This window comes from Vibrio sp. 10N.261.51.F11 (assembly GCF_041471665.1).
Taxonomy (GTDB): Bacteria; Pseudomonadota; Gammaproteobacteria; order Enterobacterales; family Vibrionaceae; genus Vibrio; species Vibrio crassostreae_C.
The window spans coordinates 41,789-68,660 of the sequence record NZ_JBFROW010000039.1 but is presented as its reverse complement, the minus strand read 5'-3'; the positions used below and the strand labels follow the sequence as shown (position 1 = coordinate 68,660).

Below are 26,872 nucleotides of genomic sequence, written 5' to 3'. Positions count from 1 at the left end.
CGTAATTCCTTTACACGGTGTTCATCGGCCAACCAAGCTTGGTGGCATTAGGTTGGCCGAGTGGTTTTTCCCTCTATTTCACGTTTTCAAACGGGTTCCACGCTTCGTCAACTGGGACAATATTTTGCGCTTTTTCGTATTCTTGATATTCAGCGACCATTTCAAGGAACAGATCTGGCATTTCATTTCTCAAGTCATGTTGCTCAGCTGGATCTTTCTTGGTGTTGTATAAGTGCCACTCACTGTCACCGCCCATTCCCGTAGAAATTCGGATGATCTTATGATCACCTTTAAGCAGAATTCCGCTACCAAACAATTCAAATGGAATCGCATTGTTGGCACTGTGCACGTCTGCCGTTTCCCCTTTGAAGTAAGGCAACAAGCTCACACCACTCATCGGCGCTACTTCTCTACCTTGATATTCCGTTCCTGGATGATCGACCTCTGCAATCTCAAGAATCGTGGCTGCAATCTCCTTCACTTGGGATAAGTCGTCTGTCTGAGTTCCCGGTTGCAACGCATCTTCACCGTCTAAAAGCGCTTTGGCTGGCTTAACGATAAATGGCACACGGATACCGCCCTCTGCTGTGTAAGCTTTGTACCAAGATAGGCCACCGGTTGAAGCGCTTGCCCACTCCGGACCAAGTGACACACTGGAGTTCGCCTTACCCAAGTTTTCAGTCGAATTATCGAAATGATGAGCAGTCCACGTTCGGATCAAATCACTGATATTTTCACCGGTAATATCCGCCGCTTCTGGGCCGTTATCCGCTAGGTACATGATGTAAGTATTATCGTATTCCCCGATTTCTTTCAGGTAATCGACTATCTGACCGACTTGTTGGTCCTGCATTTCCATCATGCCCATCGCGACAGCCATTTTCTTTCCGTACCACTTTTGTTCTTTCTCAGAGAGCGAGTCCCAAGGTCGGCTTAATGCATTACGATCTGAAATATCGGCGTCTTTTGGAATCACACCCATCTCTTTCATGCGTTGAAAACGGTCTTCTCGAACCGAGTCCCAACCATGTTCAACGTAGTAGTCGACTTTATCTTGATAAGCAGACTCAGGCGCTTGCAGTGGTAGATGAATACCGGTGAATGGGACGTAGGCGAAGAAAGGCTTACCGTCGTCTTTTTTGCTATCGATCATCTTGATGATCTCGTTGGTGTAAACTTGGTCTGAGTACTCGCCTTTGTATTTATCCTCAACCACTTCACCGTTGCGGTAAGTTGGCTCAACTTCAACACCGGGAATATCGCCTTTTTGCAGCGCATCCGCTGTCGCAGCGTTTTTGGCCGGGAACATCATATCTCGGTTAAAGTGATTCGAACCGCCCGCTAAGATACCGTAACTCTCACCAAAACCTCGATCATCCGGTAAGAATCCATCCTCGTGTCCCAAATGCCATTTACCAGACAGGTAAGTGTTATAGCCACTCTCTTCAAGCAGCGTTGCGACCGTGGCGCCTTTCTTGGTGAGGTAACCTTCATAACCCGGCTTACCAATCGCGCCCGGATAGACGGCATAGTCGAAGGTGCCTAGCCCAACCTCGTGACTGTTTGCTCCGGTTAACATCATAGAGCGCGTTACCGATGAGGTTGGTGACGCGTGAAAATTAGTAAACTTAACCCCCTCTTCAGCCAGCGCCATTAGGTTTGGTGTATTGGCTTCTGAGCCATAAGGCTGAGTATCGGCAAAGCCCACATCATCGCCAACAATGACAACAATATTCGGTTTTTCTGATTCTGCGGCCAGAGCAGCACTACTTGCCGCGGCCATTGCAGTGAAGACTAAAGATTTCTTGAATGTCTGCATAAGACGTTCTCCAATTTCTGTGATTAACTTTTTCAATAATTAACTTTTCTGCGAATAACTTTTTCTGAGGTTAACCTTTCTGTGATTAACCTGAGTTAGGATTTGAATTAATGCGCGGCTTGCGACATCCAATGTAATAAGTCGAGCGCAGGGTCATACTCTTGAGCTGCTGCCATGCCAATCCAGGTGACAGCCTCCGCTTGGCTGGATTGAACGCCACTTCCAGAGATATACATCAACCCAAGCTGTGTTTGAGCTTCAGGGCTACCGTTATTGGCTGCGGTGACGAACCACTCCGCGGCTTTTTCATCATCCTGTTCTACGCCCTCTCCGATCAGATATAAGTAAGCGACAGAGAGCTGGGCATCCAATTGCCCTTGATAAGCTTCATCCAACAATTGCACGACGTCTTGATGCTGCTGCTGCGATTGATCCATGGTGGCTTCATTCTCAAAGCTCTCGCTTCCAAAGCTTGCCTTGGCAAAAAACAGAACAACCAAAACACCAGTCAGAATCACGGTAGTTAAACGTTTATTGATCATTTATTTCCTCCTCGGGAATAAAGGTCACAACGTCCCTGTTGAATGAGTTAGGTGAAAAGTAGGAATGGCGCGATGATGCACAAGCTTGATAGCAATACGTTTTCAATTTTCATAATGGGCTCTCGAGTAATGATTGTTGAGTGAATCAGGGAATGAATCATCGACTGAATTAAATGGTCATAACATTCAGTCGATTAAGACAGAGACTTAAATCGCTTTCTCTATGATGGTTTCAATCGTCTGTTTCGAGATTGGGTAGAACTGAAAACAGATGTCTTTTTCAATCGCTTCTGCAATGTTGCTCTTCTCTTGCTCATCAAAGTCCCAGCTACTGAAACGCTTCATCGCACCGACACGGGTTTGGAAGTTGTTTAAAAAATCCAACACTCTCTGGTAAACCATCTCATCGGTTCCCGTAGTGTCGACAGAGAAAGCTTGAGCTAACTTCGCCGCATTCGGCATATAGAATTCAGGCAGCGCTTCAATCACAACCGGCATTAATACCGTGTTGGCATCACCATGTGGAATGTGGCTAATCGCACCAAAGGCATGGGCGCAGTTATGAATCGGAATCCCGCCCAAAGACGAATAAAATGCAGAGATCGCCATCGTGCTCGCTTGAAGAAGGTTGCCGCGCGCGGTTAGGTTTTCTGGTTCTTTCAATGCCAAGGGTAAGTTTTCAACAATCAATTTTGCAGCCTGAATGCCGTAAGCGTCTGTGAATGCATTACTCATTGGCGAGACAATCGCTTCAACGGCGTGTGTTAGTGCATCCATAGCGGTAGAACGAGTAAGGCGAGCTGGCAGCTTAGTGGTCACCGTTGGATCAAGGATCGCGATATCAGCTTCCAATCCAGACGCGACTAGACTTGCCTTAATGTTTTCATGTTCATTGTAAAAAACAGCAATAGGAGAAGCTTCTGCGCCCGTGCCAGCCGTTGTCGGAACCGCGATGTGTGGCACTCGAATGTCTTCATTGTTTGGCCACACATCCATATGACCGCCGCCCGCAATCACCGTACGGATATCATCTATCTGTTTATGAAATGCGTATTTCACACCTTTAGAAGCATCAATCACGCTGCCGCCGCCAACAGACAAGATCGCATCAGCATTGACGCTGTTTGCAAACTCAATTGCTGCGTTGATGTTGTCGCAAGTCGCGTCTGGCGCGATATCGGTGTACACGCCAACAAGTTGAACTGCTTGTTGGTTCGCTTCCTGATTCGCACTCTGGTTTACAAACAACGCCGAGAACTGCTCAACAAAGCCAAGAGACTCCAAACCTTTATCAGAAAAGAGCACGACTCTTTGCGCACCTAAGCGACCAAACAGAGAAGGGATATTTTCAATGCCGTTCTCTTGAGCATGAACAATGGTTTTAAGTTGAAAGTTAAAATTATTGGTTGTCATGGTGTTTACCTCATTTCTAGTTGATGACTGAACAATAACCAAAGCAAACCGGTCGGTCTAGAGTGTAAATGTCAAAGATATGTCAATTAAGATCGTTGAGGATCATTTGTCGGAAACGAAAAAAGCCCGCAAATGCGGGCTTAGGAATGTTAGAATCAACGAGCTAAACGACAGAGGTTAACGCAAATGAGCGGGTACCTTTGTTTTGTCTCGGTTGAGATAGTAATACAGATAAACCAAAGAGTAGACGGTCACAAACGCATCGAGCGCAAACACGCCACTCCAACCATAAAACCACTCATAATCGTTGATACAGACGTTGTATAAGAAGATCCCAACAAACATCGACTTCTCAAATGCACTGTAAATCATTGTCGAAGTACGCAGCGATTTGTACTTGGCCGAGAACATCAACAACACACCAATACAGCCAACCATCACACCCCAGTGTTGATAAGTCCCCAGCAAGTACTCTTTGTTTTCCATCATGGTATCGTTGTACGAGAACAGCGTCTGCATACTCCAATCTGGCGCTAGGAAAGTGGAAAAAGCCGTCGCTGTTAAGAAACCGGTAATCATCAAATACGATTTGATCGTACGTTCAAAAAAACGTTCTAACATAAAAGTAACCTCTTAAAATAATTTCGTGAAAATAACTTTTTGAAAAATAAACAGTGTCATACCAACAGTGATTTACTGGCCAAGCATGCCCATCACTGCTGTTTTTAATTCGTTGTCTTCTTTTGAAAACAGATGTTTAACTCGATGATCTAAACCCGTTTCCAAGACTGTTTTGGCGTGGGAGAAAGTCAGGAAACCTTCTTTACCGTGATAGTTGCCCTGACCTGATTCACCAATGCCACCAAACGGCGCATCATCAACCGCTAAATGGAACACACAGTCATTAATACACATGCCACCGGAGTGAACTTGGTGCTTAACCTGAGCCTGTAAACTCAAATCAAAGCTCATCAGGTAGAGTGCTAACGGCCTTGGTTTGCTATTGATGACTTGGAACGCCTCTTCAACATTGCGATACGTAATCAAAGGTAATAATGGGCCGAAAATTTCTTCGTTCATCACTTTGGATGACAGGCTTGGTTCAACGATCAAATGTGTCACCAATCGATGAGTATCTAGGTCCATCGCTTCGTCATGGCAAGCAACGATTCGTGTCCCAGCTTCCTGCTCTTCATTCAATAAACCAACAATACGATCACATTGGCGAGGGTTAATGAGCGAGGTTAAACTCTCAGAGTAGATCCCTTCATCAAACAAGAATTGGTACTGTTTTTTATACTCAAGAATGAAGGCTTCAAGCTTATCTTCAGGGAGTAGCACGTAATCTGGAGCGACACATACTTGGCCGTTATTTAGGCTCTTGCCATAAATGGTTCGCTCTACCGCAATATCTATCGGCATGTCTTCTGCCACGATAACCGGCGACTTTCCACCCAGCTCTAGCGTGACTGGAGTTAGCGTGTCAGCCGCTGACTTCATCACTTGGCGACCCACTTGGGTTGAACCCGTAAACAGAAGGTGATCAAACGGCAACGCCGAAAATGCCGCGGCAATTTCAACCTCGCCCTCAACAAGACATACCTCGTTGGCATTGAAGACTTCATCCAATAGTTGTCTTAAAACGTGATTGGTTTCTGGCGTAAATTCACTCATCTTGATCATGGCGCGATTGCCCGCTGCCAAGGCTGAAATGAGCGGGCCTACGGATAACATGATAGGGAAATTCCACGGGGCAATGATCCCCACTACGCCTTTAGGCTGATAAACCACTTCAACACGAGAAGTTGAAAGCAAAGGACCGGAGTGGCGAATTGAAGATGTCGACCAATGTGGCAAACACTCGATGGTGTGATCGATATTTCCTAAACAAGGAAGTATGTCGGCCATCAAAGTATCTTGTCGGCTGCGGTGACCATAGTCCTCACTTACCGCGGCACACAAACGGTCTGTGTAATCGATCAGAGCAGATTTCAGCGCAAGCAACTGTTCTATTCTCACCGACACAGTGGGCATCGGATCATCTGCAAAAGCTTCCTGCATAGTCTTCAACGTCGCTGTCATTTGTGTTGCCGTCAATTCATGTTTCATACATCACCTCATGGTTAGGAGAGGCACACAATAATACACAACAAACCGGTCGGTCTAGTGTTATTTTGTCAGAGAATCGTCAAAGCGTTTATGAAATAAGTGAATAAACGTTAAACAAATTAAAAATCAGAAAGCTTGGGAATTTAAAATCGAAAGGAGTAATTGGAAGACAGTTTGGACTGAAATAGTCAAAGGGATAGAGGCTACAAGATCAAAAATGGCCGCTTAATGCGACCATTTGATAATTATTTAAGTTGTTGTTCTAAAGAACAATTTAAATAAATGTTAGCTCTTGGCTACGTTTGCAATGCCTTCAAGCTGTAGAACTGGGGCTGCGTCGATGTCTTCTGCGTTCATCATTGATGATACGCGTTGCATCGAGGAAAGCAGTAGGCTCTGCTCCCACGGTTCTAGGTTTTGGAATTTTTTAACGAAGTTATCTTGCAGCGGCGGTGGCGCATTGTTTAGCAGCTCTTGGCCTTTTTCCGTCAAGTTCGCATGCACTTTACGACGGTCTGCAACACTACGGATACGTTGTACGTAACCATTCAACTCTAGGCGATCGATGATCGTCGTGGTTGTGGCTTGGCTTACATTGGTGTGATTCGACAATTCTTTGATCGTCACATTACCCATTTCTTGGATTGCTCTCATTAGAATTAATTGAGGGCCAGTCAAACCATACTCTTTACTCAGCTTTTTCGAGTGTAAATCGATAGCGCGAATAATTTGTCGAATAGCGACTAGGATTTCGTCATGTTTGTCCAAGATGCAGACCTTTGTACTAATATACTGTGAGTGGTTTTACAGTGTCGAAGCGAAGAACTCTCATGAAATCGGAGTCAGGACCGCTCAAATTACACTGTAAATTGATAAATTACGTCATTAATTTTTCCGCATTGTACTGATGTTCATACTATTCTCAATCTTTTCTATGCCTCTGAATTTGCGCAGGGCAACACTTTTGCTCAATGAGTCACGATTTTCGCTCTTATATCGGCTAACAAGGTAACAAAAAGCCAGAAGTCGTTAACAAATAAAGAGCAGTCAAATAGGTAGGGAGATTGTGATGGCCCCACTACCTATTAAATGTTTCGATATCTGACTATTTTAGTTCAAAAGACTAAGCAGCACTGTTTAGTTGAAAATTACCTGTCAGCGCGTTGTAGAACTCGCTGTTATCCAAAATCCCTACCAATTGATTGTCTTCAACCAGCAAAATCGGATGGTTACTTATCTGCTTGAGCTTAATCGCATCACGCATGCCAATTTCAGGGCTTGTGACCACGACACTCGACGCGCTGATCGCCGCTAAGTCATCTGACTCGCTCCACTCGACAAGCGCCAAAGTAGATTCACCTTTGACCGATAAAGCACCTTCACTCTGTTCAATCCAGAGGTCTTTAGAATCGCAGATCTTCCAGCTTTCATTCTCTTGCGTCAGCGAATCAAGAGGCTGCATCAAAGAACGACCTTTAAGCACATTCAATGGATTGGTGTGAGCAACGAAGTCCTTCACATATTCTGTTTTCGGCGTCAGAACGATCTCTTCAGGTTTACCGTGTTGAATCAGTTTGCCTGACTCCATGATCGCAATGTTGTTACCAATCTTCAGTGCTTCATCTAGGTCGTGACTCACGAACAGAATCGTTTTGTTTAGTTTGTTTTGCAACGTGATCAGTTCATCCTGCAGTTGAGCACGAATCAATGGGTCAAGCGCCGAGAACGGTTCATCCATCAATAGAATGTCAGTATCCATTGCAAACGCACGTGCCAAACCAACACGTTGCTGCATGCCGCCAGAAAGCTCATGCGGGAATTTGGTTTCCCATTCGGCTAGGCCGACCATTTCTAATTGTTCACGCGCCTTAGCACGACGAACATCTTTGGCGACACCCTGCATTTCAAGACCAAATGCCACGTTGTCTAATACGTTAAGCCATGGCATCAAAGCAAACTTTTGGAACACCATAGAAACGCGGTGAGTACGAAGGTGACGCAAGGTCGCTTCGTCGCATTGTTCACCTAAATCAACCAGCTTGTCTCCATCTTTGATCGCCAATGAGCCACGGCTGATCTCATTCAAGCCGTTAACTGCGCGAAGCAAAGATGATTTACCAGAACCAGACAAACCCATCAGTACACAAATCTCGCCTTCTTCCACCGTCAGCGACACATTATCTACGCCAACAACTTGGCCAGTCTCATCAATGATCTCTTGGCGAGTTTTACCTTGATCGAGTAGATCCAGCGCTTGATTGGCTTTGTTACCAAACACAACATCAAGGTTTTTGATGGTAATCGCGTCCATTGCCTTCTGTTCCTGAGAGATAGACATGATTAAGCTTCCTTCTGGTTTGGTGTTTTGCACAAGCGGTCAAGGATGATTGCGACTAAAACAATCGCTAATCCGGCTTCAAAACCTTGTGAGATGTTCACTGTGTTCAATGCACGAACAACAGGTTTACCAAGTCCGTCAGCGCCAACAAGAGCGGCGATAACCACCATCGAAAGCGACAACATAATACATTGGGTGACACCGGCCATGATGCTTGGCAGAGCGGCAGGTAATTCAACTTTGAGCAGTAACTTCATGCGACTTGCACCAAAGGCTTTACCCGCTTCAATCAGCTCTTCAGGGACTTTCGTTACCCCTAAGTAGGTCAAACGAATCGGAGCAGCTATCGCGAAAATAATGGTCGAGATTAAGCCAGGCACGATGCCCAAGCCAAATAGAACCAGAGTTGGAATCAAATACACAAACGTCGGAACGGTCTGCATTAAATCGAGAATTGGGCGCAACATCGTATAGAGCCAAGGACGGTGAGCAGCCATGATGCCAACCGGTACGCCAATTAATACGGAAATCGTTGTCGCCGCAAAGACGAGAACAAAGGTTTCCAGCATTTCTTGCCAGTAGCCGAGGTTAAGAATAGTCAGCAGTGCCGCGACCACAAAGATCACCAGCGAGAGTTTACGGTGTAAGTACCATGCAATCGCAGCGGTAATCACGATTGGCAGAGCAGGCGGCATCCACTTAAATACATCGACTAAAAACATAATGACGGTTTCTAGAAAAATCGAAATAGCGTCAAAGAATCCTGCTGCATTGATTGTTAGCCAATCAACACCCGCTTCCATCCATTGTCCGACAGGGATTTTGTTTTCCGTAATAAAATTCACAATATTGCCTTTTATTATGGGTGGGCTACTTCAAACCAATCGATAAATTGGCAAGCCCACCTTTATTATTTATGTAGCTGTTGAGATAGGTAGAACTAAGCTTTAACTTGCTTTAGGTATCCAGTAACCGCTTGAGTCGCTGATTCACCTTTATGCGTTTTTACGTTGTCTAACCAAGCTTCAACTTGTTGAGGGTTGTTGTTCAACCATTGTTGAGCCGCTTTTTCTGGCTTCACTTTTTGGTTAAGAATCTCTTCCATCAACTGGTTTTCCATCTCTAGAGTGAATTCTAGGTTTTGTAGAAGTTGACCGACGTTTTCACACTCAGACAGGTAGTTTGAACGAACGTTGGTGTAAACATTCGCGCCACCGTAGTTAGGGCCGAAGAAGTCGTCACCGCCTGAAAGATATTCCATTTCAACATTGCTGTTCATCGGGTGCGGAGCCCAACCAAGGTAAACGATCCACTGGCTACGACGAGCAGCGCGAGATACTTGCGATACCATGCCCGCTTCACTTGATTCAACTAGGCTGAAATCTTTTAGACCGAATGCGTCAGAGTCGATCATCGATTGGATTAGACGGTTACCATCGTTACCAGGCTCGATGCCGTAGATGCGGTCTTTAAATTTGTCGGCATGTTTTGCTAGGTCTGCGAAACTTTTAACACCGGCGTCGTACACGTACTTAGGTACAGCTAGCGTGTATTTCGCACCTTCAAGGTTGGCGCGAACAGTTTCAACGGTGCCCGCTTCACGGTATTTAGCAATATCGCCTTCCATGGTTGGCATCCAGTTCCCTAGGAATACATCAATGTCGCCGTTTGCCATTGAAGAGTAAGTCACCGGTACTGAAAGTAGGTCGGTTTTGGTTTTGTAACCAAGGCCTTTTAATAGTTCAGAAGTAACGGCGGTTGTTGCGGTAATGTCAGTCCAGCCTACATCAGCGAAGCGAACGTTTTCACATTGCTGTGGTTCTACTGAAGCGTTAGCACCAAATGCAAATGAGCTGATGGCTAGTGCTGTTAACGTTTTTGTCGTCACGTTCTGAATATTTAGAGTCGTCATAATGGTTCCTTTTTATCTTTCCTTTTGCTGCTCGATATCAACGCCGATAGAGAGCAGTTCTTCTGACTTTTGACTTTTGACTAATTAGTTTTGTTATTTTTTGCTTGTTACTTGTTGTTTTTATTCTTTACTACTTTTGCTATTTTTTACCCAATAACAGACGCTTACGCTTCTCGTACTGGCTTATTGATTCTTTGTGTCTCTTCCCATTCCGGTGCTATCCATACCGGAACGTTTTGCTCTTTTAGAACGGGCTTGCCCAGAATCAAATCCGAGGCACGCTCAGCCACCATGATGGTGGGCGCGTTCAAGTTTCCGTTTGGAATAGTTGGGAATACAGACGAATCAACAACACGCAGATTATCAATGCCGCGAACACGACACTCTTCATCAAGCACCGCCATTGGGTCGTTATCAGCGCCCATTTTGCAGCCACAAGAAGGGTGATAAGCACTTTCAACATTCTGCTTAACCCATTCGTCAATTGCTTCATCGGAGGTAATGCTTAGACCCGGCTGAATCTCTTCACCACGGTAAACATCCATCGCAGGTTGCGACAAAATCTCACGGGTTAAGCGAATACAATCGCGCCAATCTTGACGGTCTTGTTCGGTTGAGATGTAGTTGAAAATGATCTCTGGCTTGGCATGCGGATCAGCAGAAGTGATCGCAACCGTACCGCGACTCTCTGGCTTGTTAGGCCCAACGTGTACTTGGAAACCGTGACCATCAAAGGCCGCTTGTCCGTCGTAACGCATCGCTGCTGGTAGGAAGTGATATTGAATGTTTGGCCACTTCAATCCTTTGCGAGAACGAATGAACGCGCACGATTCAAAGTGGTTAGTAGCACCAAGGCCTTTGCGAGTCAGAATCCATTCCGCGCCAATCATGCCCTTGCTGACCAAACCAAGCTTGCTGTTGAGCGTGATGGGTTCGTTGCAGTGATATTGGAAGTACACTTCTAGGTGATCTTGAAGGTTTTCACCTACGCCATTCAGCTCGTGTTTAAGCTCAACGCCTGCCTTTTCAAGCACGGCTTTCGGGCCGATACCAGAAAGCTGCAGCAGTTGAACAGAACCGATAGAACCCGCAGAAGAGATCACTTCTTTGTTCGCCACAGCCACCTGGGTATTGCCTGACTTTTCAAACTCGACACCGACGGCTTTCAAGCCCGATTGGCCTTTTGATGACTGGTCTTGTGCGTCTTGTGCTTCAAGTAAGAAACGACGCGCCACGATACCTTTCTTCAAGGTTAGGTTTGAACGCTTCAATGCTCGACGTAGATAAGCGTTAGAGGTTGAGGCTCTAACACCCTTGTCTACCGTCATATGCATAGTGCCGAAGCCTTCTTGCTGGTAGCCGTTGTAGTCGTTGGTTTCTGGGTAACCGGCGTCTTTACCTGCATCGATAAACGCTTGGTAAAGTGGGTTAAGCTCCATATCGTTACCATTACAAGTGCCGACAGGGCCATTGTCTCCACGGTATTCATCACCGCCTTTGTTCCATGATTCAGCACGGCGGAAATAAGGCAGACATGCTTGGTAGTTCCAACCCGCAGCGCCCTCTTCTTCCCATTGGTCAAAATCACACGCGTGGCCACGAACATAAACCATACCGTTGATCGATGAGCTGCCGCCTAACACTTTGCCACGTGGGCAGTGCAGTTCACGTCCATCAAGGCCCGGTTCTTTCTCTGTTTCAAATTGCCAAGCGTACTTTTCAGTATTCATTGGGTAAGAAAGCGCGGTTGGCATTTGGATAAAAATACTCTTGTCCGTACCACCAGCTTCCAGTAATAAAACGCTATGTTCACCGCTTTCCGTTAGCCTATCCGCTAACACACAGCCGGCCGAACCCGCGCCGACGATAATATAATCGTAGCGTTGTTCCATGTTTTGATTTCCCTGAGATGAGTCAGTAGGGCTAGCTCTGTTAAGCTAACCCATAAAATTGAGTGTTACGCGTTAGGCATAAGGGCTGGCGTAGTCGCCAAGTTCAATAAGAATGCTCTTAGTCTGCGTATAGTGAAGTAGAGTTTCTGGTCCATTTTCACGGCCAATACCCGAAAGCTTGTAACCCCCAACTGGCATTTCTGCTGGTGAGTCACCCCACGTATTAACCCAACAAATACCCGCCTGCATTTGGTGAATAACACGGTGCGCACGAGAAAGGTTTTGCGTAAACACACCAGCCGCAAGGCCGTATTTGGTGTCGTTTGCACGGCGAATCACATCGTCTTCGTCCGAAAACTTCAACACTGACATCACAGGGCCGAAGATCTCTTGTTGAACGTGAGGCATGTTGTCTTCGCAATCCACAAACACGGTTGGGATAACAAAATTACCGTTTTCGAGGCCGTTGTCTGTCACTTGATAGCCGCCCGTCAGCAGGGTTGCGCCCGACTGTTTAGCTAGCTCAATGGCTTCAAGGACTTTTGAAAGGTGTTCTTTAGAAATCAACGCGCCGATCTGAGTCTCCATGTCCATTGGGTTACCAATGATGAGCTTTTCAGTGCGTGTTTTAAGTTGGTCGATGAAATCGTTGTAGATATTTTCATGAACGTAAACGCGAGTACCGTTAGTACACACTTCGCCTTGGGTGTAGAAGTTAGCCACCATCGAAGCTGAAACTGCATCATCCAATTTCGCATCATCAAACACGATCATCGGTGACTTGCCGCCAAGTTCCATGGTGACTGATTTCAGCGTCTTAGCGCTGTCTGCCATTACCGCTTTACCGGTACCGGTTTCGCCCGTGAACGATACTTTCGCGATATCTGGGTGCGCCGTTAGCATCTGACCAACACGGTAATCGCCCTGAACCACGTTGAACACGCCATCAGGAAGACCAGCTTCGGTAAATATCTCAGCAAGCTTGAGCGCCGTTAGCGGCGTTTCTTCTGAAGGCTTGAAAATCATCGCGTTACCCGCAGCTAATGCCGGAGCCGATTTCCACATCGCGATTTGGATAGGGTAGTTCCACGCACCAATGCCCGCACATATGCCTAGCGGCTCGCGGCGAGTGTAGAAAAATTGAGATTCGCTCAGCGGTTGTTGGTCGCCTTGTAGCGTTGGTGCCAAGCCAGCAAAGTATTCAATAACATCAGCACCAGACGCCACATCCACTTCAATTGCTTCTTGCAGCGGCTTGCCCGTATCAACAACCTCAAGGTTTGCAAGGTCATCATTTCGAGCTCTAAGTATTTCCACTGCCTTCAACAGAATGCGGCTGCGTTCCACAGCGGTCATTGCAGACCATACCGCAAACCCGCGTTTCGCAGATTCAATAGCACTGTCGACATCTGCTGAAGATGCTTGGCCTAAGGTCGCGATAGGTTCACCGTTGGCAGGGTTAATGCTATCAAAGGTTTCACCAGAGGTTGCTTTAACCGCTGCGCCATCGATGTATAACGAGTTCATTTCCATTTGAGATTCTGACTTAATTATTGTTATTAGACTCTACTGGTCTAGTTTGAATTTTGGGTGTAAGTATTGGTCGTTCTAGTGCTGTTCTAGTTCTAACACTGCGTTCTATTTGGTACTGCACGAGTAGAACGTCAGTTGTTTATCTAGATAATCATTGATGATGGCACGCGCCTTTTGAGCATCGATACCATCTGGGTTTAGTGTGCCTCTCAGCCACAAACCATCAATCAGAGACGCAATCCCGTGAGCAACGAGATCCGCTTGTTCATGATTCAAAATACCTTTCAACTCAAGACGTAAGTGTGAAATCAAACGTTTTTCATTCACACGTTGCAGTCTTTTCAGCTGCTCGTCATGCATTGAATATGACCAAAATGCCAACCACGCCTTCGCGACCTTATTTTCTGCTTGGTAACCTTCGAAGTTACCATCGATGATCGCGTTGATTCTCTGTTGGTGAGCATCAACAGGAAGCGCTTTTAGTGAAGTCGTGATGGTATTAGAAAGTTGGCGAAGGATTTCACGCATGGTCTCTTCGAGCAGCCCATGCTTCCCGCCAAAATAGTGATTAATAATGCCAGTGGAGACTCCCGCTTCTTTGCTGATCAACGCAATACTCGCGGCATGCAAACCCACTCGATCAATCACCGTCATGGTGGCTTGAACAAGCTGTGGTTTACGTATATCAGGCATCCCAACCTTCGGCATTTCTTAATCCTTTTATTTTATATTGAACGTTCAGTTAAATATAAAATGACAGAAATTTAGTTAGGGTTCAAATGATTATTTAAAACAAACTCGTAACAATACAGCATTCAAAACAACAAAAATCATTATAAAACAATAAATTAAATATCATTTAGAGCACTAACGAAAACAATTAAAGATTTGAGGTGTGATAGTTATTGGTCAAATGTTTTTGCTTAGAAAGTTCAAGAATCAATCAGTGAGAGTCCTTGTAGAAACTTTTTGGGGAGGGAGTGGAAAGGAAGTATCAAGGAATTTTCATACTGAAATTTAAGACAAGGAAATCCACAATCAACACAGGTAACGAATCAAAAAATGAACAAAAAAGTTGGCGACAACAGCGTCATCACCAACCTTCTCAGTCGTTTCTAATGTTATTGCAAGCCTAAGCTACTCAATGCGTGTGATGAAACCGTATTTATCTGACTCAGCCTTAGTCACCCAGTGTTCGCCAGAAGCCGGAGCAGAATCCAACGTGAAGATATAGAAGTCGATTCCTTTGTCTCCCATTACCTTTTTAAAGTAGGTCGCTTGCTTGCGATGGCTTTCGTTCGTGTATGGGAAGTCTTTGGCTGTTTTATCATCCTCAGCCCAACTGTGCACACCAACCTGCTTATTAAGCTCAATGGCTTTAGTGGTATCTGCTCGTTGCAAAACTCGTGGGTTACCCGCAGCGAAAAGATCCGTGCCGCCAGAGAACACCGACCCCATAGGCGTTACGATCGTCGTCATGTTGTTACTGTGGATCATGCGCCCGGTGTACATATTGATATCATCGTCAGCGCTGCCACCAATATGGTTGGTAAACTTCAACGTCATCTCACTGCCTTGATACAATTTCACGACATCAAAAAGCTGAGAATAGGTTGATGCGCCTAGAGTGGAAGTAATGCGATCAACAGCGCCAGTCTCGTTGAGCACATCACGGTAAAAAGCGTTGAAAGCAAACGAGGTGGTTATCGTTACCTTGTTCCCACTTTTAGTGTTACTCAGAATGGTAGACCCAAGGCTAGTCACGTATTGAACCAGTTCATTGTGATACTCAAGCTCGACGGGCTTATGAGTATTCGTCGTCGTGTTAATTAACGTGGTGTCATTGCCGATTGAGCGTTGAGCCGCACCACAATCAAACACGTCCAAACCCTTGCTCTCTGTGTAGATACCGCAGCTATCAAATCCTGCATCAGGGAGGTACAGATCCACACTTTGACCTAAACTATCCGCAAGCCTAACCACTTTTTGCTTATCACTAATATCTTCCGCAAACAGAACGATTTCATACTGCACACCGTTGTAATCAAGTTTTATGGATTCTTGGACCTCTTGTCGCTCTTTATACAACTCACCCAGTTTCGCTGATGAAAATACGTAATCAGCTTGAGGTTTTGCTTACGCTTTAGTCGCCGCTTTACCAGAACTTGAGCCTGAGTTAGAGCTTGAATTACAGCCCGCTAACAGAATCAAAGGTAACGCCAGTAATGCATTTCTATAGTCGTTCATACAGTTATTCCCAAAATATTTGATGGGAAAATTCTATTATTTAAAGGCCAAAACATCTGTCGTGCGAATGTATGAGAATGTATATCGTTTTGAACATTGTTTTTTATTTTCACACAAATCCAAAAACATCATTGAACTAGCGTGCAAAGTGTTTAATCATTCATGTCAGGTATTTTAGGTAAGGCCTGTAAATTGGGTATGCCACAATAACTAAACACTCAAAAAGGCTCCCTCACGTAATCTCAATAAATGAAACACACGATAAGGCTGAGAATGGAATGACAAAACCTAAAATGATCATCGTAGAAGACGATTTAAAACTTCAGCGAATGCTAAAGGATTACTTTGTTACGCAGGACTTTGATGTTTCCACACTCGATGATGGCAGTGATGCCGCTCAAACCATCCTTGCCGAACAGCCTGATATCGTACTGCTGGATTTAATGCTTCCTGTAACTGATGGACTTACAATCTGCCGACAGACGCGTACGCACTATAAAGGTAAAATCTTGATGCTCACCGCTAGCGATGACGACTTTGATCACGTCGCTGGTTTAGAGACAGGGGCTGATGACTATGTCACCAAGCCAATCAAACCAAGAGTTCTGCTGGCCAGAGTTCGTTCGCTATTACGCCGCCAAGACACCAATACCGCTTCAGTCGATGACTCAGACACCCTTCAGTTCGATCAACTCGTTCTGAAAAACACTTATAAGAAGTGTGAACTTTATGGTGCGGTTTTATCACTCACTGACAGCGAGTTTGACCTACTTTGGTTATTGGCAAGCAACCCAGACACGCCGTTATCTCGTGACTACTTGACGCAAACATTGCGCGGGATTGAGTACGACGGAATAGACCGGACGATTGACAACAAGGTTGTACGTCTAAGGAAGATTTTGGGCGACGACCACACACCAGCAGAGAAAATTCAGACCATTCGCGGTAAAGGCTACTTATTTGTTTCGACCGCCTGGCGTTAACCTCGCTCAATACGAGCGTAATAGAGAGAGCGATTATGCGACGTATCTTTTTGGAGTCCTTAATAGGGCTGTTAGTTTGCTTTATGGCCGGCCTTGTCGCCTACGAGATTAGCGTCTATCAGCTCAATACCGACTACGAATACGTACTGGAAGATTACGAAGCGGCTGCCCACCAGCAATTGATCGAGAACATCGCTAAAAATCAAGGCCTTGAAGCGGCTCATCAAGCGATAAACCAGTTTGTAGAAACCACACGAAATAAATTGGTTACATTCAGCCCAGACGATGAAATACCCAGCCCCGTTTCAGAGTTCTTCAGCACGAATCCGAATACCTTTGTTTTTCACGATGATGAACGGGACCTATGGTTTCGCTTAGCAAGCAGTGACAATACCTATCACTACCTCCCCAACAGTGAAGCGTTCGTTAGGCAAAAAATAGAGTTGGAGGATGACCTCATTTGGTTATTCTTTTTAGCGAGCTTTATCTTATATGGCTTATGTCATCTATTTATTATCTTCCGCCGAGTTAAAAAGCTTGAGGCTGCCACTCTGCGTTTTGCTGAAGGGGATCTCTCGACACGAGCCGAGACTTCAAGTGGTATTGCGATTGGTTCATTGAACAAATCCTTCAACCTAATGGCCGACCGAATTCATCGCTTGGTAGAAAGTAATCGCTCACTCACTAATGCTGTCGCTCATGAACTGCGCACGCCAATATTCCGTATTCAGTGGCAAGCTGAAATGTTGAAAGACACCCAGCTAAACGCAGAGCAAGAAAGCACGATTGAGAGTATTGTCGAAGACACGGAAGAGATGGAAAAGATGGTCGATGAACTATTGTATTACGCCAAACTCGATAGCACTGACCTAGAAAACTTAAAAAAGCCATTAGAGATTCGAGACTTTCTCGACCACGCAATGGCGCGTTGGAACAAAGACACTCAGCTCAACATCGACCTATCGCTACCAGAGCAACCTAGCTCAATAATGGCGGATGAAACGCTATTTAACCGAGCACTAGATAACCTAGTGCGTAACGCAATGAAATTCGCACGTTCGCAAGTGTCGATTGAAGCAAGCGTGCATCAAGATAAGCTACAGATCGCGGTACATGATGATGGTGATGGCGTGGCACAAGAACATCAAGCTCGCCTGTTCGAACCCTTTTACGTTGGCGACAAAGCGCGTAACAAGGCCAAGAGCGGCCATGGTTTAGGGCTTTCTATCGTCGAAAAGATCTGTGCTCAACATAGCGCGACCGTAGAGGTTGGTCAGAGCCAAACCTTAAAGGGGGCGGTATTCACCATAACCATTCAGCTATGTAATGATTCAACTGACAAACCCATACAGTAACGACAAAACACCTCTGGAATAATGTTCAACATCGGTCGGGAGATGCTGTCTCCCAATGAACCTATTGAATCTAAATTCCAATCTTTCTTAAGGTGTTTGTATGAAAAAGTTATTAGTTGTTTTAGGCATTGTTTCTCTAGCGGGTTGTTCTGGTATCAGCCACAACGAAGAAGTGTACACAGCGCACGCAGAGAGCTTCAACATTGTCGGTTTCCAAGTGCCAGGTAACACTCAAGACCGCGCAATGGAATTAGTACCTGAAGGTGCAACGGTTGATACGATTCGCTCAACAAACTCTGATACGAGCTCTGTTCTGGGTATCATCAACCGTATTATCGGTATCGACTACGTACAAGTTGGCGGTAAAAAGCAGTAATTCGCTATAGTGACGTTAGCCACGTACCATAATTAAGTGTCGCAGTTGCCTACCTATATTCAGTAGCCTGCACAAACTAAGTTAATCTAAGCCAGTGACCCGTCGCTGGCTTTTTTCATCCAGCAGATTTTGTGCTCTGTGCCAAACAAGTGCCCGATTCCCCTTCCCTCTTTTAACTAACAATTCGAAAAATAAGCCGAAAAGTCTTCGATTTCTTATCAAAATTGCCCCTAAATTCGCTAAATGGCCTTCTGTTTAAAGTGACACTTTCAAATCGTTGATCCTTCTATCAACCCAGAATCCGTTAATTGAGGCACAGATCAATTTACTCGAAAATCTTAATTTCCAAGAGAAATAAACACTTAATAAAAGTGTCACGATTTTATAAATAAACATATAGGTGCGTTCAAAAATAAACAGAAATGATAACTATCTGTAAATACGAGAAATATAAGTTTCATGAATAAAAGAGATCATTGCCATGCTACTAATTAATCAGATCGAATGATGTAAATTCGCTGTGATTAATTTGTTACGTTTTCTTGGATTTTACATGGAAAGAGAAAACAACAATGAAAATAAGAAAACGTTTAGTTGCCGTTGCTATAGCCAGTGCTATGTCTTTGTCAGTGCATGCAAGTGAATCCGTTCAAATCGATCAACCGATCAACTTTACTAGCTTCTCTGGGTTAAACGCTCAGTTAGGAGTCAGTAACGCCTCTAGCTTCAAGATGGTGAAAGAAGTAAACCTGAAAAAGCGTGGTATCTATAAAGTTAAGATCCAGCAGAACATCTGGGGAACACCGGTATGGGGACATTACCTAAATGCCACCCAAAGTGTCCAAGGTGGCGCACTTAAGTCCGTTCAAGGTCGCTACCTTAAAACAACGACCTTAGAGCGATCTTTTGTTAAGCCATCAATCAACAGCGCTCAAGCGGTTGAACTCGCAAGTAAAGATCTAAAGACTCAAGGATTAACCAGCAAATCTCTAGACAACGTTCAACATCAGCTATTTATCTATCAAGGCTCTGTGAAGCAAGGCATCGGACAGCAAAGCGTAGATAAAACACGACTAGTGTACGTTGTCTCTTACCTAGTAGAAGGCAGTGAACAGCCGACTCGACCGTTCACCATGCTAGACGCGCACACAGGCGAAGTCATCGACCGCTGGGAAGGTATTGCCCATGCTCAGATCGGTACTGGCCCTGGCGGCAACGAAAAAACCGGCATGTACGAATACGGCACCGACTACCACTACCTTGATGTTCAAGAAGTGGGCACAGAGTGTGTAATGGAGTCTGAAAATGTCGTTACCGTTGACCTTAATGGCGCGACCGACGGCGACACCACTTACAGCTATGAATGTCCTCGTAACGAATATAAAGCCGTGAACGGCGCATTCTCACCACTCAACGATGCCCATTACTTTGGCAACATCGTGTTCGATATGTATAAAAACTGGTTCGACACAGCGCCACTCTCCTTCAAGCTCATGATGCGTGTTCACTACGGTGAAAACTACGAGAATGCATTTTGGGACGGCAGAGCCATGACCTTTGGTGATGGGGAGAGCTTCTTTTACCCGCTTGTTAGCCTAGATGTATCAGCCCATGAAGTGAGCCACGGTTTCACTGAGCAAAACTCAGGTTTGATCTACGCAAACCAATCGGGCGGTATGAACGAAGCCTTCTCTGACATGGCCGGTGAAGCCGCAGAATACTATATGAAAGGCACCAACGACTGGATGGTCGGCCGTAATATCTTTAAAGGCGACGGAGCTCTACGTTACATGGACGATCCATCACGAGATGGTTCTTCAATCAATAATGCATCCGAGTACTACGATGGCTTGAATGTGCACTACAGTTCGGGCGTGTTCAACAAGGCCTTCTACCAACTTGCAACCACGCAAGGCTGGGATACTAAAAAAGCGTTCGAGCTTTTCGTGCTATCCAACCAAATCTACTGGTCAGAAAACAGTGACTTCTGGCAGGGTGCTTGTGGCGTGAAAAACTCGGCAACAGACCTTGGCTACAATGCCGATGACGTTGTTTCTGCGTTCGGTCTTGTGGGTGTTACCCCATGTGCAGAGCCACCACTGCCACCAGAACCGGAATATCAACGCCTTGAAAATGGTGTTGAAGCCGCAGTTGCTGGTGAAACAGGTTCGAAAACTTACTTTGATATCGAAGTACCATCAGGCCAAGAGAAACTGACGATTGATCTTGCTGTGTCTACGGGTGACCCAGATATTTATGTCGGCCTAGATTATGCGCCAAGCTCTCAGGAGAATATCTGTAAGAGTGAAACCGTGACCGATGAAGTGTGTGTGATTGAAAACCCAACCGCAGGTCGTTACACGGTTAACGTTCTAGGTTACTCAGATTACGCAGGTGCAAATCTGAAAGCGTCGTACGAATCAGGCAGCGCTAACGTGCCGCCCGTCTCTTCTTTCGAACACACGATTGTCGGTAAAGAAGTCGAGCTACGCAGCACAAGTTCAGACAGCGATGGTCAAATCGTTTCTTACCAATGGAACCTTGGCGATGGCAACACACAAACCGGTGAAGTGGCTCGTTATACCTACGCTGAAGCTGGCGACTACGTGGTGACTCTGACCGTGACTGACGATGCAGGCGTTGCAACATCAACAAGCAAGTCGATCACGATTGAAGGTGACTCTGCGGAAGGCTTCCCACTAAAACTGAAGTTTGGTAACAAAAATCCGAACGGTAAGGCGCGCGTTAAGTTGGCATGGGATTACGACACCAATGACTACTTTGTGATTAAGCGTAATGGCAAAAATGTTGGCGCTACAGACTTCAACTCATACGTCGACAAGTTCCGTCACAACGGCACAGTAGATGTTGAGTACCAAGTATGTACCTCAAGCGATATCTGTTCAGAAACCAAGCACTACCGTTTCATTAAAATACAATAATCGATAGTAAATTCAGGGCTCCGAAAGGAGCCCTTTTCGCGGTTAACTGTTCAGAAAATGAAACATCTACACAAAAACATCCACGTATTACACAAAAATCACCCCCATCAACATAACAATACTCACCATAAAAAGGACGACAAATGGCTATTCAAAAAAGCATGCTAGCTTTGGCTGTACTCGGAGGTTCTTTAGCCTTAATCAACAGTACTTCGGCTTACGCATCCCTAGGCATCACACCACCAGCGAACGAAGAGGTTTGGATCACCACCGATGCGGACGCACAACATATTATGACTCAACATGGCGCAACGGTTTACCCAGGCGTGACCGGAAACAAGCATTCCATCGTCGCGAAAATCAACCAGAAAGAGCTGGCGAAACTCTCCAGCCACATGCACGAAGAAACTCACCGTTGTGGTGGCTACATGGTGCACGAAGACAAAGCAAGCGCACTCAAAGCCGCAGCGATGCCATTGACAATGAGCACCTTCGAAAAGCCGGTGATCAGCCATCAAGACACAGTGAACGACCTACTCGCTCAGGTCGAGCCGAACAACATGGTCACGACCATAGAAAATCTAACCAACTTCACCAACCGTTTTTATACTACTTCTACTGGTGTTGCTGCTTCGGATTGGCTTTTAGAGCGTTGGGAAACAGAAATTAAAGATGTGCCGTATGCGTCTGCACGCCAAATCACACATGCTGAATATCCGCAAAAATCTGTTGAAGTGACACTGCTTGGCGCGAAATATCCTGCAGAGATCGTCGTGGTTGGCGGACACCTTGATTCAACGGTTGGTTCTTGGACAAGCGAAGGCACCATCTCACCAGGAGCCGATGATGATGCGTCAGGCATTGCAACGGTAACAGAGTCGCTTCGCCTGATGATCGCCAGTGGTATTCAGCCAGACAAGACCATTAAATTTTATGGTTATGCAGCCGAAGAAGTGGGATTGAGAGGCTCACAAGATGTCGCCAACGCTTTAAGAGATGAGCAAGCCAACGTTGTATCGGTATTGCAATTAGACATGACCAGCTACAACGGTTCAGCGCACGATATCACCTTCATCACAGACTACACCGACAACAACCTTACCGCCTACTTAAGCGAGCTGATCGACACTTACGCGAGCGACATCAGTTACGGTTTCGATGATTGTGGCTATGCCTGTTCTGACCACGCCTCTTGGCACAATGTTGGCTACCCAGCTGCCATGCCATTCGAAAGCATGTTCAATGATTACAACCCAAGTATTCACACTGAGCACGACACGCTTGAGAACTCCGATCCTACGGCGACACACGCGACCAAGTTCGCTAAGTTGGCGATTGCTTACCTTGTCGAAACCAGCCTTGATTCACCGGTTGCTGGCCCTAAAGAGCTGCAAAATGACGTCCCCGTTGAAGGGCTTTCTGCAGGATATGGTGAAGAGCAATTCTTCACATTTACGACGGAAAGTGCAGGTCAGTTAACGGTAACATTAACAGGCCCTCGTAGTGGCGATGCCGACTTATATGTGAAACACAACGGCACCGTATCGAAAGCGAACTACGACTGCCGCCCATACCAGAACATCAGCAACGAACAGTGTGTATTGAACAAGCCAGCGGGTGAATTCAGCATCATGGTGCGCGGTTACCGTAACTTTAGTGATGTCACCATCGTCGCTAACTTCGTTCCTGATTGGCTTTAAGGTTGGTTAATTGACTAACAATTAAACCTAGCAAACACGGCTAAAACTAAAAATCCGCAAGCCCACGATCATAAATAGATTGGAGCTTGCGGATTTTTTATTGTCTTCGGAGAGCATCTCAACTTAATAACCTTTAGTTATCATCAAGCCGTCTTTTTCATTACCTTGCCACAGATGTACTCACCAATCGGCATTGCAGAGGTCGCAGCCGGTGATGGCGCGTTACATACATGTAAGCTTCTTGGGCTTTCGGCAAACAGGAAATCATGGGCCAAGGTGCCATCCTTCAGTACCGCTTGAGCACGAATCCCAGCAGGATAAGGCTTAAAATCATCAACCGTAATACTCGGGCAGTATTTGTTCACTAGCTTTAGATATCCCGGTTTCCACCACGAGTTCTTAAACTCGACCAAACCCGTTTTCAAGTGATTCGCAGTCACTTTCCAAAAACCCGCAAAGCTCAGCATCTGCCAAGTGTCCTTGAAGCTAAAGTTAAGCTTGCCATAACCTTCTCGCTTCCAGCCTTGAACTGCATTTGGCCCTACTGTTACGGAGCCATCAATCATGCGTGTTAAATGCACGCCCAAGAAAGGCAGTTCTGGGTCAGGGATCGGATAGATAAGATGATTCACCACTTGGTTGTGCTTAGCGTCTAACTGATAATACTCACCGCGATAAGGCACGATTTGGAAGTCGGTTTCGATGTCTAACATCTTGGTCATTCTATCGGCCATCAAGCCAGAACACGTGATCAAGAATCGACTGTTCAGTTGAAGAGTCTGACCATCTACTTTGCACGTTAACTGCACTTCATCTTCTTGCTCATCGGCCATGATCACTTCCGTACCAAGGCTAAGCTTACCACCCGCCTCAACAAACTCTTGAGCCATCACTTCGGTGACTTTTTTGTAGTCGACGATACTGGTGGTTTTGACATAAATCGCACCCAAACCCGTGATATTTGGCTCGGCAAGTTTGAGCTGAGCTTGATCCAACAAATCAACATCAATATCGTTATCGTGGCAACGCTGATAGAGCGCATTCATTCGCTCCACTTCTTGCTCATTGGTCGCGACCAACAACTTACCGCAGTTTTCGACGGGGATATCGTGTTGGCTACAAAAGGCGATGGTGCGCTCTACGCCGCGTTTACAAAAATCCGCCTTTAAACTGCCCGGAGCGTAGTAAACACCAGCATGAATCACCCCGCTATTATGGCCAGTTTGGTGCTGCGCGAAACCACGTTCCTTCTCGACTAAAAGGATACTTTTATCAGGGTGAGCTTGCTGTAATTGCCAAGCCGTCGACACGCCAACAATGCCGCCACCAACGATAATATAGTCGTATATTGAGTTCATAATATTCCTACATTCAATCCTTTTAATTATAGGGAAGACGCGACAGTGTTAGACCCGGTTTGAGGTAACTTTTTTTCCTCACTTTCTGATTCCATTTTCACTTGATTAGCATCGTATTTACGACCGCTGTAGATAAAGATGCCAACAAAAATGGCAACACATACCAAACGGATCACGACTGAAACATCAGGCCATACTAGAGCTATACCTACCGCAACCAACGCTACTCGAGTAATAATATTAACTTCGCTCTCTAGATAACCTTCAATCGCCGCGATAAACGCGTAAGTACCAATAACAGCAAAGCCACCCGTGACTAACACGGAGATCACATCCCAACTTACCAAGTTAGTGTAGGCAATCAACAATGGTACTAAATACAAGCCTTTGGCTATCTTCCATGCCATTAATCCCGTTCTCATCGGGGGTGTTTTAGCAATGGTTGCAGCCGCAAATGCAGTTAAACAAACAGGCGGAGTCACGTTGCTGTCTTGCGATAGCCAGAAAATGATCAAGTGGGCAGAAAGCAGTGCAAGGCTGATCGCTTCTAATCCAAGGCTCTGTTCAAGCAGAGTTTCCACAAAATCAGCAGGGACTAACGCAATCATCTCTTTGGCTGTTTCAAGTGCCATTGGCGCGTTCAGCAAATCAAGCTTATCTGGCGCAGCCAACATGAAGATAGCTTTCGCCTGTTCCGGTAACTGTCCCGAAACCAACAGGTCGAGCAACTGACTTTCAGCAATCAGTTTATACAAAGCTGGTGCAGACAGAGTACCCAACACGATATAAGCCGCGGTTACTGGTAACCCCATGCCCAGAATCAAAGACGCCAGTGCAATTAAGGCGATCATCACCAACAAATCGCCGTTCGCCCAGCTGTTGATCATCAACGAGAAGGTGTTACCAATACCAGTCGTGCTGATCACGTTGATCACCAGACCAATGCCCACTAGCAACACAGCCGTGGTCGCCATGTTTTTTGCGCCTTGAGAAAGCGCTTCGATGATCGCCTTTGGACCCATTTTGTGATTTTTAGAGAACCATGAAGCCACCACGACAGACAGAATCGAGATGCCCGCAGCGTAAGTCGGCGTAAAGCCCTTCACCAACAGAGTCACTAACACCGCTAATGGGATCAGGTTGTGCCAACCCGACAGCAATACTTTCAATAGAGGCTCACAGCCAGAAGTCACCTTTTGCACACCACTGCGTTTTGCTTCGATGCGCACGAAGAATGCCACAGACAGAAAGTAGATAAGCGCAGGAACGAAGGAAACCGCAATAATATCGACATAAGGAATTTGCGTGTAAGAGGCCATGATGAACGCGCCCGCACCCATCACAGGTGGCATCAGCTGCCCGCCAGTAGATGCAGCCGCTTCAACACCTGCCGCGAAGCGCGAAGGGAAACCTGCCTTTTGCATCAAGGGAATACTGATCACGCCCGTCGATACTGTGTTTGCTACGCTCGACCCGGAGACTGAGCCCATCAAGCCGGAGCCAATAACGGCAATGAAACCAGGGCCACCAATCACTTTGCCCGCCGCGGCACGGGATACATCAATAATGTAGTCGCCGACACCAGATCGAACTAAAAATGCGCCAAACAGGATGAACATGAACACGAAGGTCCAACTGATTCTTGAGATCGAACCAAACATCCCTTCTGATGAATAAAAGCTTCGATAAAGTAACGTCTCAAGGCTTAAACCCGGAAAATGAAAAATACCGCTGGTCCATTGTCCCCAAAGCACTACATAGCTTAAACACACTAAGATAAGCACTGGAATGAACCAGCCCATAGTGCGTCTAATCAGCTCGATGACGATGGCAATCGCCAAGATAGAGAAAAACCAATCACTGGCGATAAATTTTACGCCTCGGTCATAAAGGGCGTCTTCTGCGAAGGGGATATAGATAAGACAAGCCAGAGCCGCCAAGGCAATTCCGATGTCGACAGCCAGCGCTATCTTGCTATTTTTCAGCGAGATATGAGCGGGATACCAGAGTGCACAAATGATCGCAAAGCCAGCGAAGTGGGTCGCCGAGATCCAAAGCTCAGGCAAGGTAGATAAGGTGTTAAACCAAATGTGTAACAACGAGAGGAGCACTCCCATTGTCGTTATTGCTTTGCCCACCCACGGAAAATCCGTTCGGGTCGGCAGTTCAAATTTTTTCAGTTCCTGCTGCAGCGAATCGCTCATAGAAAACTCCTGCTCTCCGCAGCAAACACGAAGAGAAAATCCATAAAGTGAGGAGGTGCACGAACACATTCTTGAGCGAACGTGCACCAAGCAATTAAGTCACGAAGGGGTTAGTTGATGACAAACAGCTAGTTCGCGACAAATCATTA

19 protein-coding genes and 1 pseudogene are annotated in these 26,872 nt (G+C 45.9%); 5 read left to right on the top strand and 15 right to left on the bottom strand.

Translation table 11 applies throughout. The features are described from left to right. Positions 1-73 precede the first annotated feature (73 nt). The 13 genes and pseudogenes from AB4351_RS14175 to AB4351_RS14115 all read right to left on the bottom strand — a co-directional run bounded on the left by AB4351_RS14175 (position 74) and on the right by AB4351_RS14115 (position 15,805). Positions 74-1,819, bottom strand: a complete 1,746-nt coding sequence (locus AB4351_RS14175) for an arylsulfatase (RefSeq protein ID WP_372126346.1) — start codon at positions 1,817-1,819, stop codon at positions 74-76. A 107-nt stretch (positions 1,820-1,926) separates the two neighbouring features. Beyond that, on the bottom strand, positions 1,927-2,361 hold the full coding sequence (locus AB4351_RS14170; RefSeq protein WP_108209064.1) for a tetratricopeptide repeat protein: 435 nt from the start codon (positions 2,359-2,361) through the stop codon (positions 1,927-1,929). 207 nt (positions 2,362-2,568) lie between these two features. Continuing rightward, positions 2,569-3,774 (bottom strand): iron-containing alcohol dehydrogenase, encoded by a 1,206-nt coding sequence (locus AB4351_RS14165; RefSeq protein WP_372126344.1) that lies wholly within the window; start codon positions 3,772-3,774, stop codon positions 2,569-2,571. A gap of 177 nt (positions 3,775-3,951) precedes the next feature. Further along, positions 3,952-4,395: a hypothetical protein gene (locus AB4351_RS14160; RefSeq protein ID WP_017111205.1), complete on the bottom strand. Its 444-nt coding sequence runs from the start codon at positions 4,393-4,395 to the stop codon at positions 3,952-3,954. A 72-nt stretch (positions 4,396-4,467) separates the two neighbouring features. Beyond that, entirely contained in the window at positions 4,468-5,883 is a 1,416-nt protein-coding gene (locus tag AB4351_RS14155; RefSeq protein WP_372126342.1) for a coniferyl aldehyde dehydrogenase, read from the bottom strand. 285 nt (positions 5,884-6,168) lie between these two features. Then, complete coding sequence (locus tag AB4351_RS14150; RefSeq protein WP_017632044.1) at positions 6,169-6,651, bottom strand: MarR family winged helix-turn-helix transcriptional regulator; 483 nt, start codon at positions 6,649-6,651, stop codon at positions 6,169-6,171. Positions 6,652-7,006: 355 nt separating this feature from the next. Further along, the gene (gene choV, locus AB4351_RS14145) at positions 7,007-8,221 is read right to left on the bottom strand and encodes a choline ABC transporter ATP-binding protein (RefSeq protein ID WP_102432468.1); all 1,215 of its coding nucleotides are present in this window, start codon (positions 8,219-8,221) and stop codon (positions 7,007-7,009) included. A 2-nt stretch (positions 8,222-8,223) separates the two neighbouring features. Next, complete coding sequence (gene choW, locus AB4351_RS14140) at positions 8,224-9,066, bottom strand: choline ABC transporter permease subunit (RefSeq protein ID WP_102432469.1); 843 nt, start codon at positions 9,064-9,066, stop codon at positions 8,224-8,226. Positions 9,067-9,161: 95 nt separating this feature from the next. Beyond that, positions 9,162-10,133, bottom strand: coding sequence for a choline ABC transporter substrate-binding protein (locus AB4351_RS14135; protein WP_372126340.1), 972 nt, complete (start codon positions 10,131-10,133; stop codon positions 9,162-9,164). A 164-nt stretch (positions 10,134-10,297) separates the two neighbouring features. Further along, positions 10,298-12,025, bottom strand: coding sequence for a choline dehydrogenase (gene betA / locus AB4351_RS14130; RefSeq protein ID WP_372126338.1), 1,728 nt, complete (start codon positions 12,023-12,025; stop codon positions 10,298-10,300). 72 nt (positions 12,026-12,097) lie between these two features. Continuing rightward, positions 12,098-13,558 (bottom strand): betaine-aldehyde dehydrogenase, encoded by a 1,461-nt coding sequence (betB, locus tag AB4351_RS14125; RefSeq protein WP_137001589.1) that lies wholly within the window; start codon positions 13,556-13,558, stop codon positions 12,098-12,100. A 105-nt stretch (positions 13,559-13,663) separates the two neighbouring features. Then, the gene (gene betI, locus AB4351_RS14120) at positions 13,664-14,266 is read right to left on the bottom strand and encodes a transcriptional regulator BetI (protein ID WP_048610022.1); all 603 of its coding nucleotides are present in this window, start codon (positions 14,264-14,266) and stop codon (positions 13,664-13,666) included. A gap of 429 nt (positions 14,267-14,695) precedes the next feature. Continuing rightward, a pseudogene (locus AB4351_RS14115) lies at positions 14,696-15,805 on the bottom strand (alpha/beta hydrolase). Between the two features lie 278 nt (positions 15,806-16,083). On the opposite strand from AB4351_RS14115, the gene AB4351_RS14110 reads away from it, so the two are divergent. From AB4351_RS14110 to AB4351_RS14090, 5 genes are all read left to right on the top strand, one after another. Further along, positions 16,084-16,788: a response regulator gene (locus tag AB4351_RS14110; protein WP_372126336.1), complete on the top strand. Its 705-nt coding sequence runs from the start codon at positions 16,084-16,086 to the stop codon at positions 16,786-16,788. 35 nt (positions 16,789-16,823) lie between these two features. After that, positions 16,824-18,143, top strand: a complete 1,320-nt coding sequence (locus tag AB4351_RS14105) for a sensor histidine kinase (RefSeq protein ID WP_372126335.1) — start codon at positions 16,824-16,826, stop codon at positions 18,141-18,143. Positions 18,144-18,243: 100 nt separating this feature from the next. Beyond that, entirely contained in the window at positions 18,244-18,519 is a 276-nt protein-coding gene (locus AB4351_RS14100; RefSeq protein ID WP_017065177.1) for a hypothetical protein, read from the top strand. A gap of 572 nt (positions 18,520-19,091) precedes the next feature. Beyond that, positions 19,092-21,461 (top strand): M4 family metallopeptidase, encoded by a 2,370-nt coding sequence (locus AB4351_RS14095; protein WP_372126333.1) that lies wholly within the window; start codon positions 19,092-19,094, stop codon positions 21,459-21,461. 143 nt (positions 21,462-21,604) lie between these two features. Further along, the gene (locus tag AB4351_RS14090; RefSeq protein ID WP_372126331.1) at positions 21,605-23,161 is read left to right on the top strand and encodes a M28 family metallopeptidase; all 1,557 of its coding nucleotides are present in this window, start codon (positions 21,605-21,607) and stop codon (positions 23,159-23,161) included. Between the two features lie 143 nt (positions 23,162-23,304). Here AB4351_RS14090 and lhgO read toward each other — a convergent pair whose 3' ends face one another. Beyond that, a complete protein-coding gene (gene lhgO, locus AB4351_RS14085) occupies positions 23,305-24,519 on the bottom strand; it encodes an L-2-hydroxyglutarate oxidase (protein WP_372126329.1) in 1,215 nt (404 codons plus the stop codon). A gap of 26 nt (positions 24,520-24,545) precedes the next feature. Beyond that, positions 24,546-26,723, bottom strand: coding sequence for a TRAP transporter permease (locus AB4351_RS14080; RefSeq protein ID WP_017061065.1), 2,178 nt, complete (start codon positions 26,721-26,723; stop codon positions 24,546-24,548). Between the last annotated feature and the right edge of the window lie 149 nt (positions 26,724-26,872).

Coding starts and splice junctions, on each gene's coding strand:
- betA (WP_372126338.1), bottom strand. CDS start 12,025: ATGGAACAACGCTACGATTATATTATCGTCGGCGCGGGTTCGGCCGGC.
- AB4351_RS14080 (WP_017061065.1), bottom strand. CDS start 26,723: ATGAGCGATTCGCTGCAGCAGGAACTGAAAAAATTTGAACTGCCGACC.
- lhgO (WP_372126329.1), bottom strand. CDS start 24,519: ATGAACTCAATATACGACTATATTATCGTTGGTGGCGGCATTGTTGGC.
- AB4351_RS14165 (WP_372126344.1), bottom strand. CDS start 3,774: ATGACAACCAATAATTTTAACTTTCAACTTAAAACCATTGTTCATGCT.
- AB4351_RS14135 (WP_372126340.1), bottom strand. CDS start 10,133: ATGACGACTCTAAATATTCAGAACGTGACGACAAAAACGTTAACAGCA.
- AB4351_RS14170 (WP_108209064.1), bottom strand. CDS start 2,361: ATGATCAATAAACGTTTAACTACCGTGATTCTGACTGGTGTTTTGGTT.
- AB4351_RS14160 (WP_017111205.1), bottom strand. CDS start 4,395: ATGTTAGAACGTTTTTTTGAACGTACGATCAAATCGTATTTGATGATT.
- AB4351_RS14090 (WP_372126331.1), top strand. CDS start 21,605: ATGGCTATTCAAAAAAGCATGCTAGCTTTGGCTGTACTCGGAGGTTCT.
- AB4351_RS14175 (WP_372126346.1), bottom strand. CDS start 1,819: ATGCAGACATTCAAGAAATCTTTAGTCTTCACTGCAATGGCCGCGGCA.
- AB4351_RS14110 (WP_372126336.1), top strand. CDS start 16,084: ATGACAAAACCTAAAATGATCATCGTAGAAGACGATTTAAAACTTCAG.
- AB4351_RS14095 (WP_372126333.1), top strand. CDS start 19,092: ATGAAAATAAGAAAACGTTTAGTTGCCGTTGCTATAGCCAGTGCTATG.
- betI (WP_048610022.1), bottom strand. CDS start 14,266: ATGCCGAAGGTTGGGATGCCTGATATACGTAAACCACAGCTTGTTCAA.
- AB4351_RS14105 (WP_372126335.1), top strand. CDS start 16,824: ATGCGACGTATCTTTTTGGAGTCCTTAATAGGGCTGTTAGTTTGCTTT.
- AB4351_RS14100 (WP_017065177.1), top strand. CDS start 18,244: ATGAAAAAGTTATTAGTTGTTTTAGGCATTGTTTCTCTAGCGGGTTGT.
- AB4351_RS14155 (WP_372126342.1), bottom strand. CDS start 5,883: ATGAAACATGAATTGACGGCAACACAAATGACAGCGACGTTGAAGACT.
- choV (WP_102432468.1), bottom strand. CDS start 8,221: ATGTCTATCTCTCAGGAACAGAAGGCAATGGACGCGATTACCATCAAA.
- betB (WP_137001589.1), bottom strand. CDS start 13,558: ATGGAAATGAACTCGTTATACATCGATGGCGCAGCGGTTAAAGCAACC.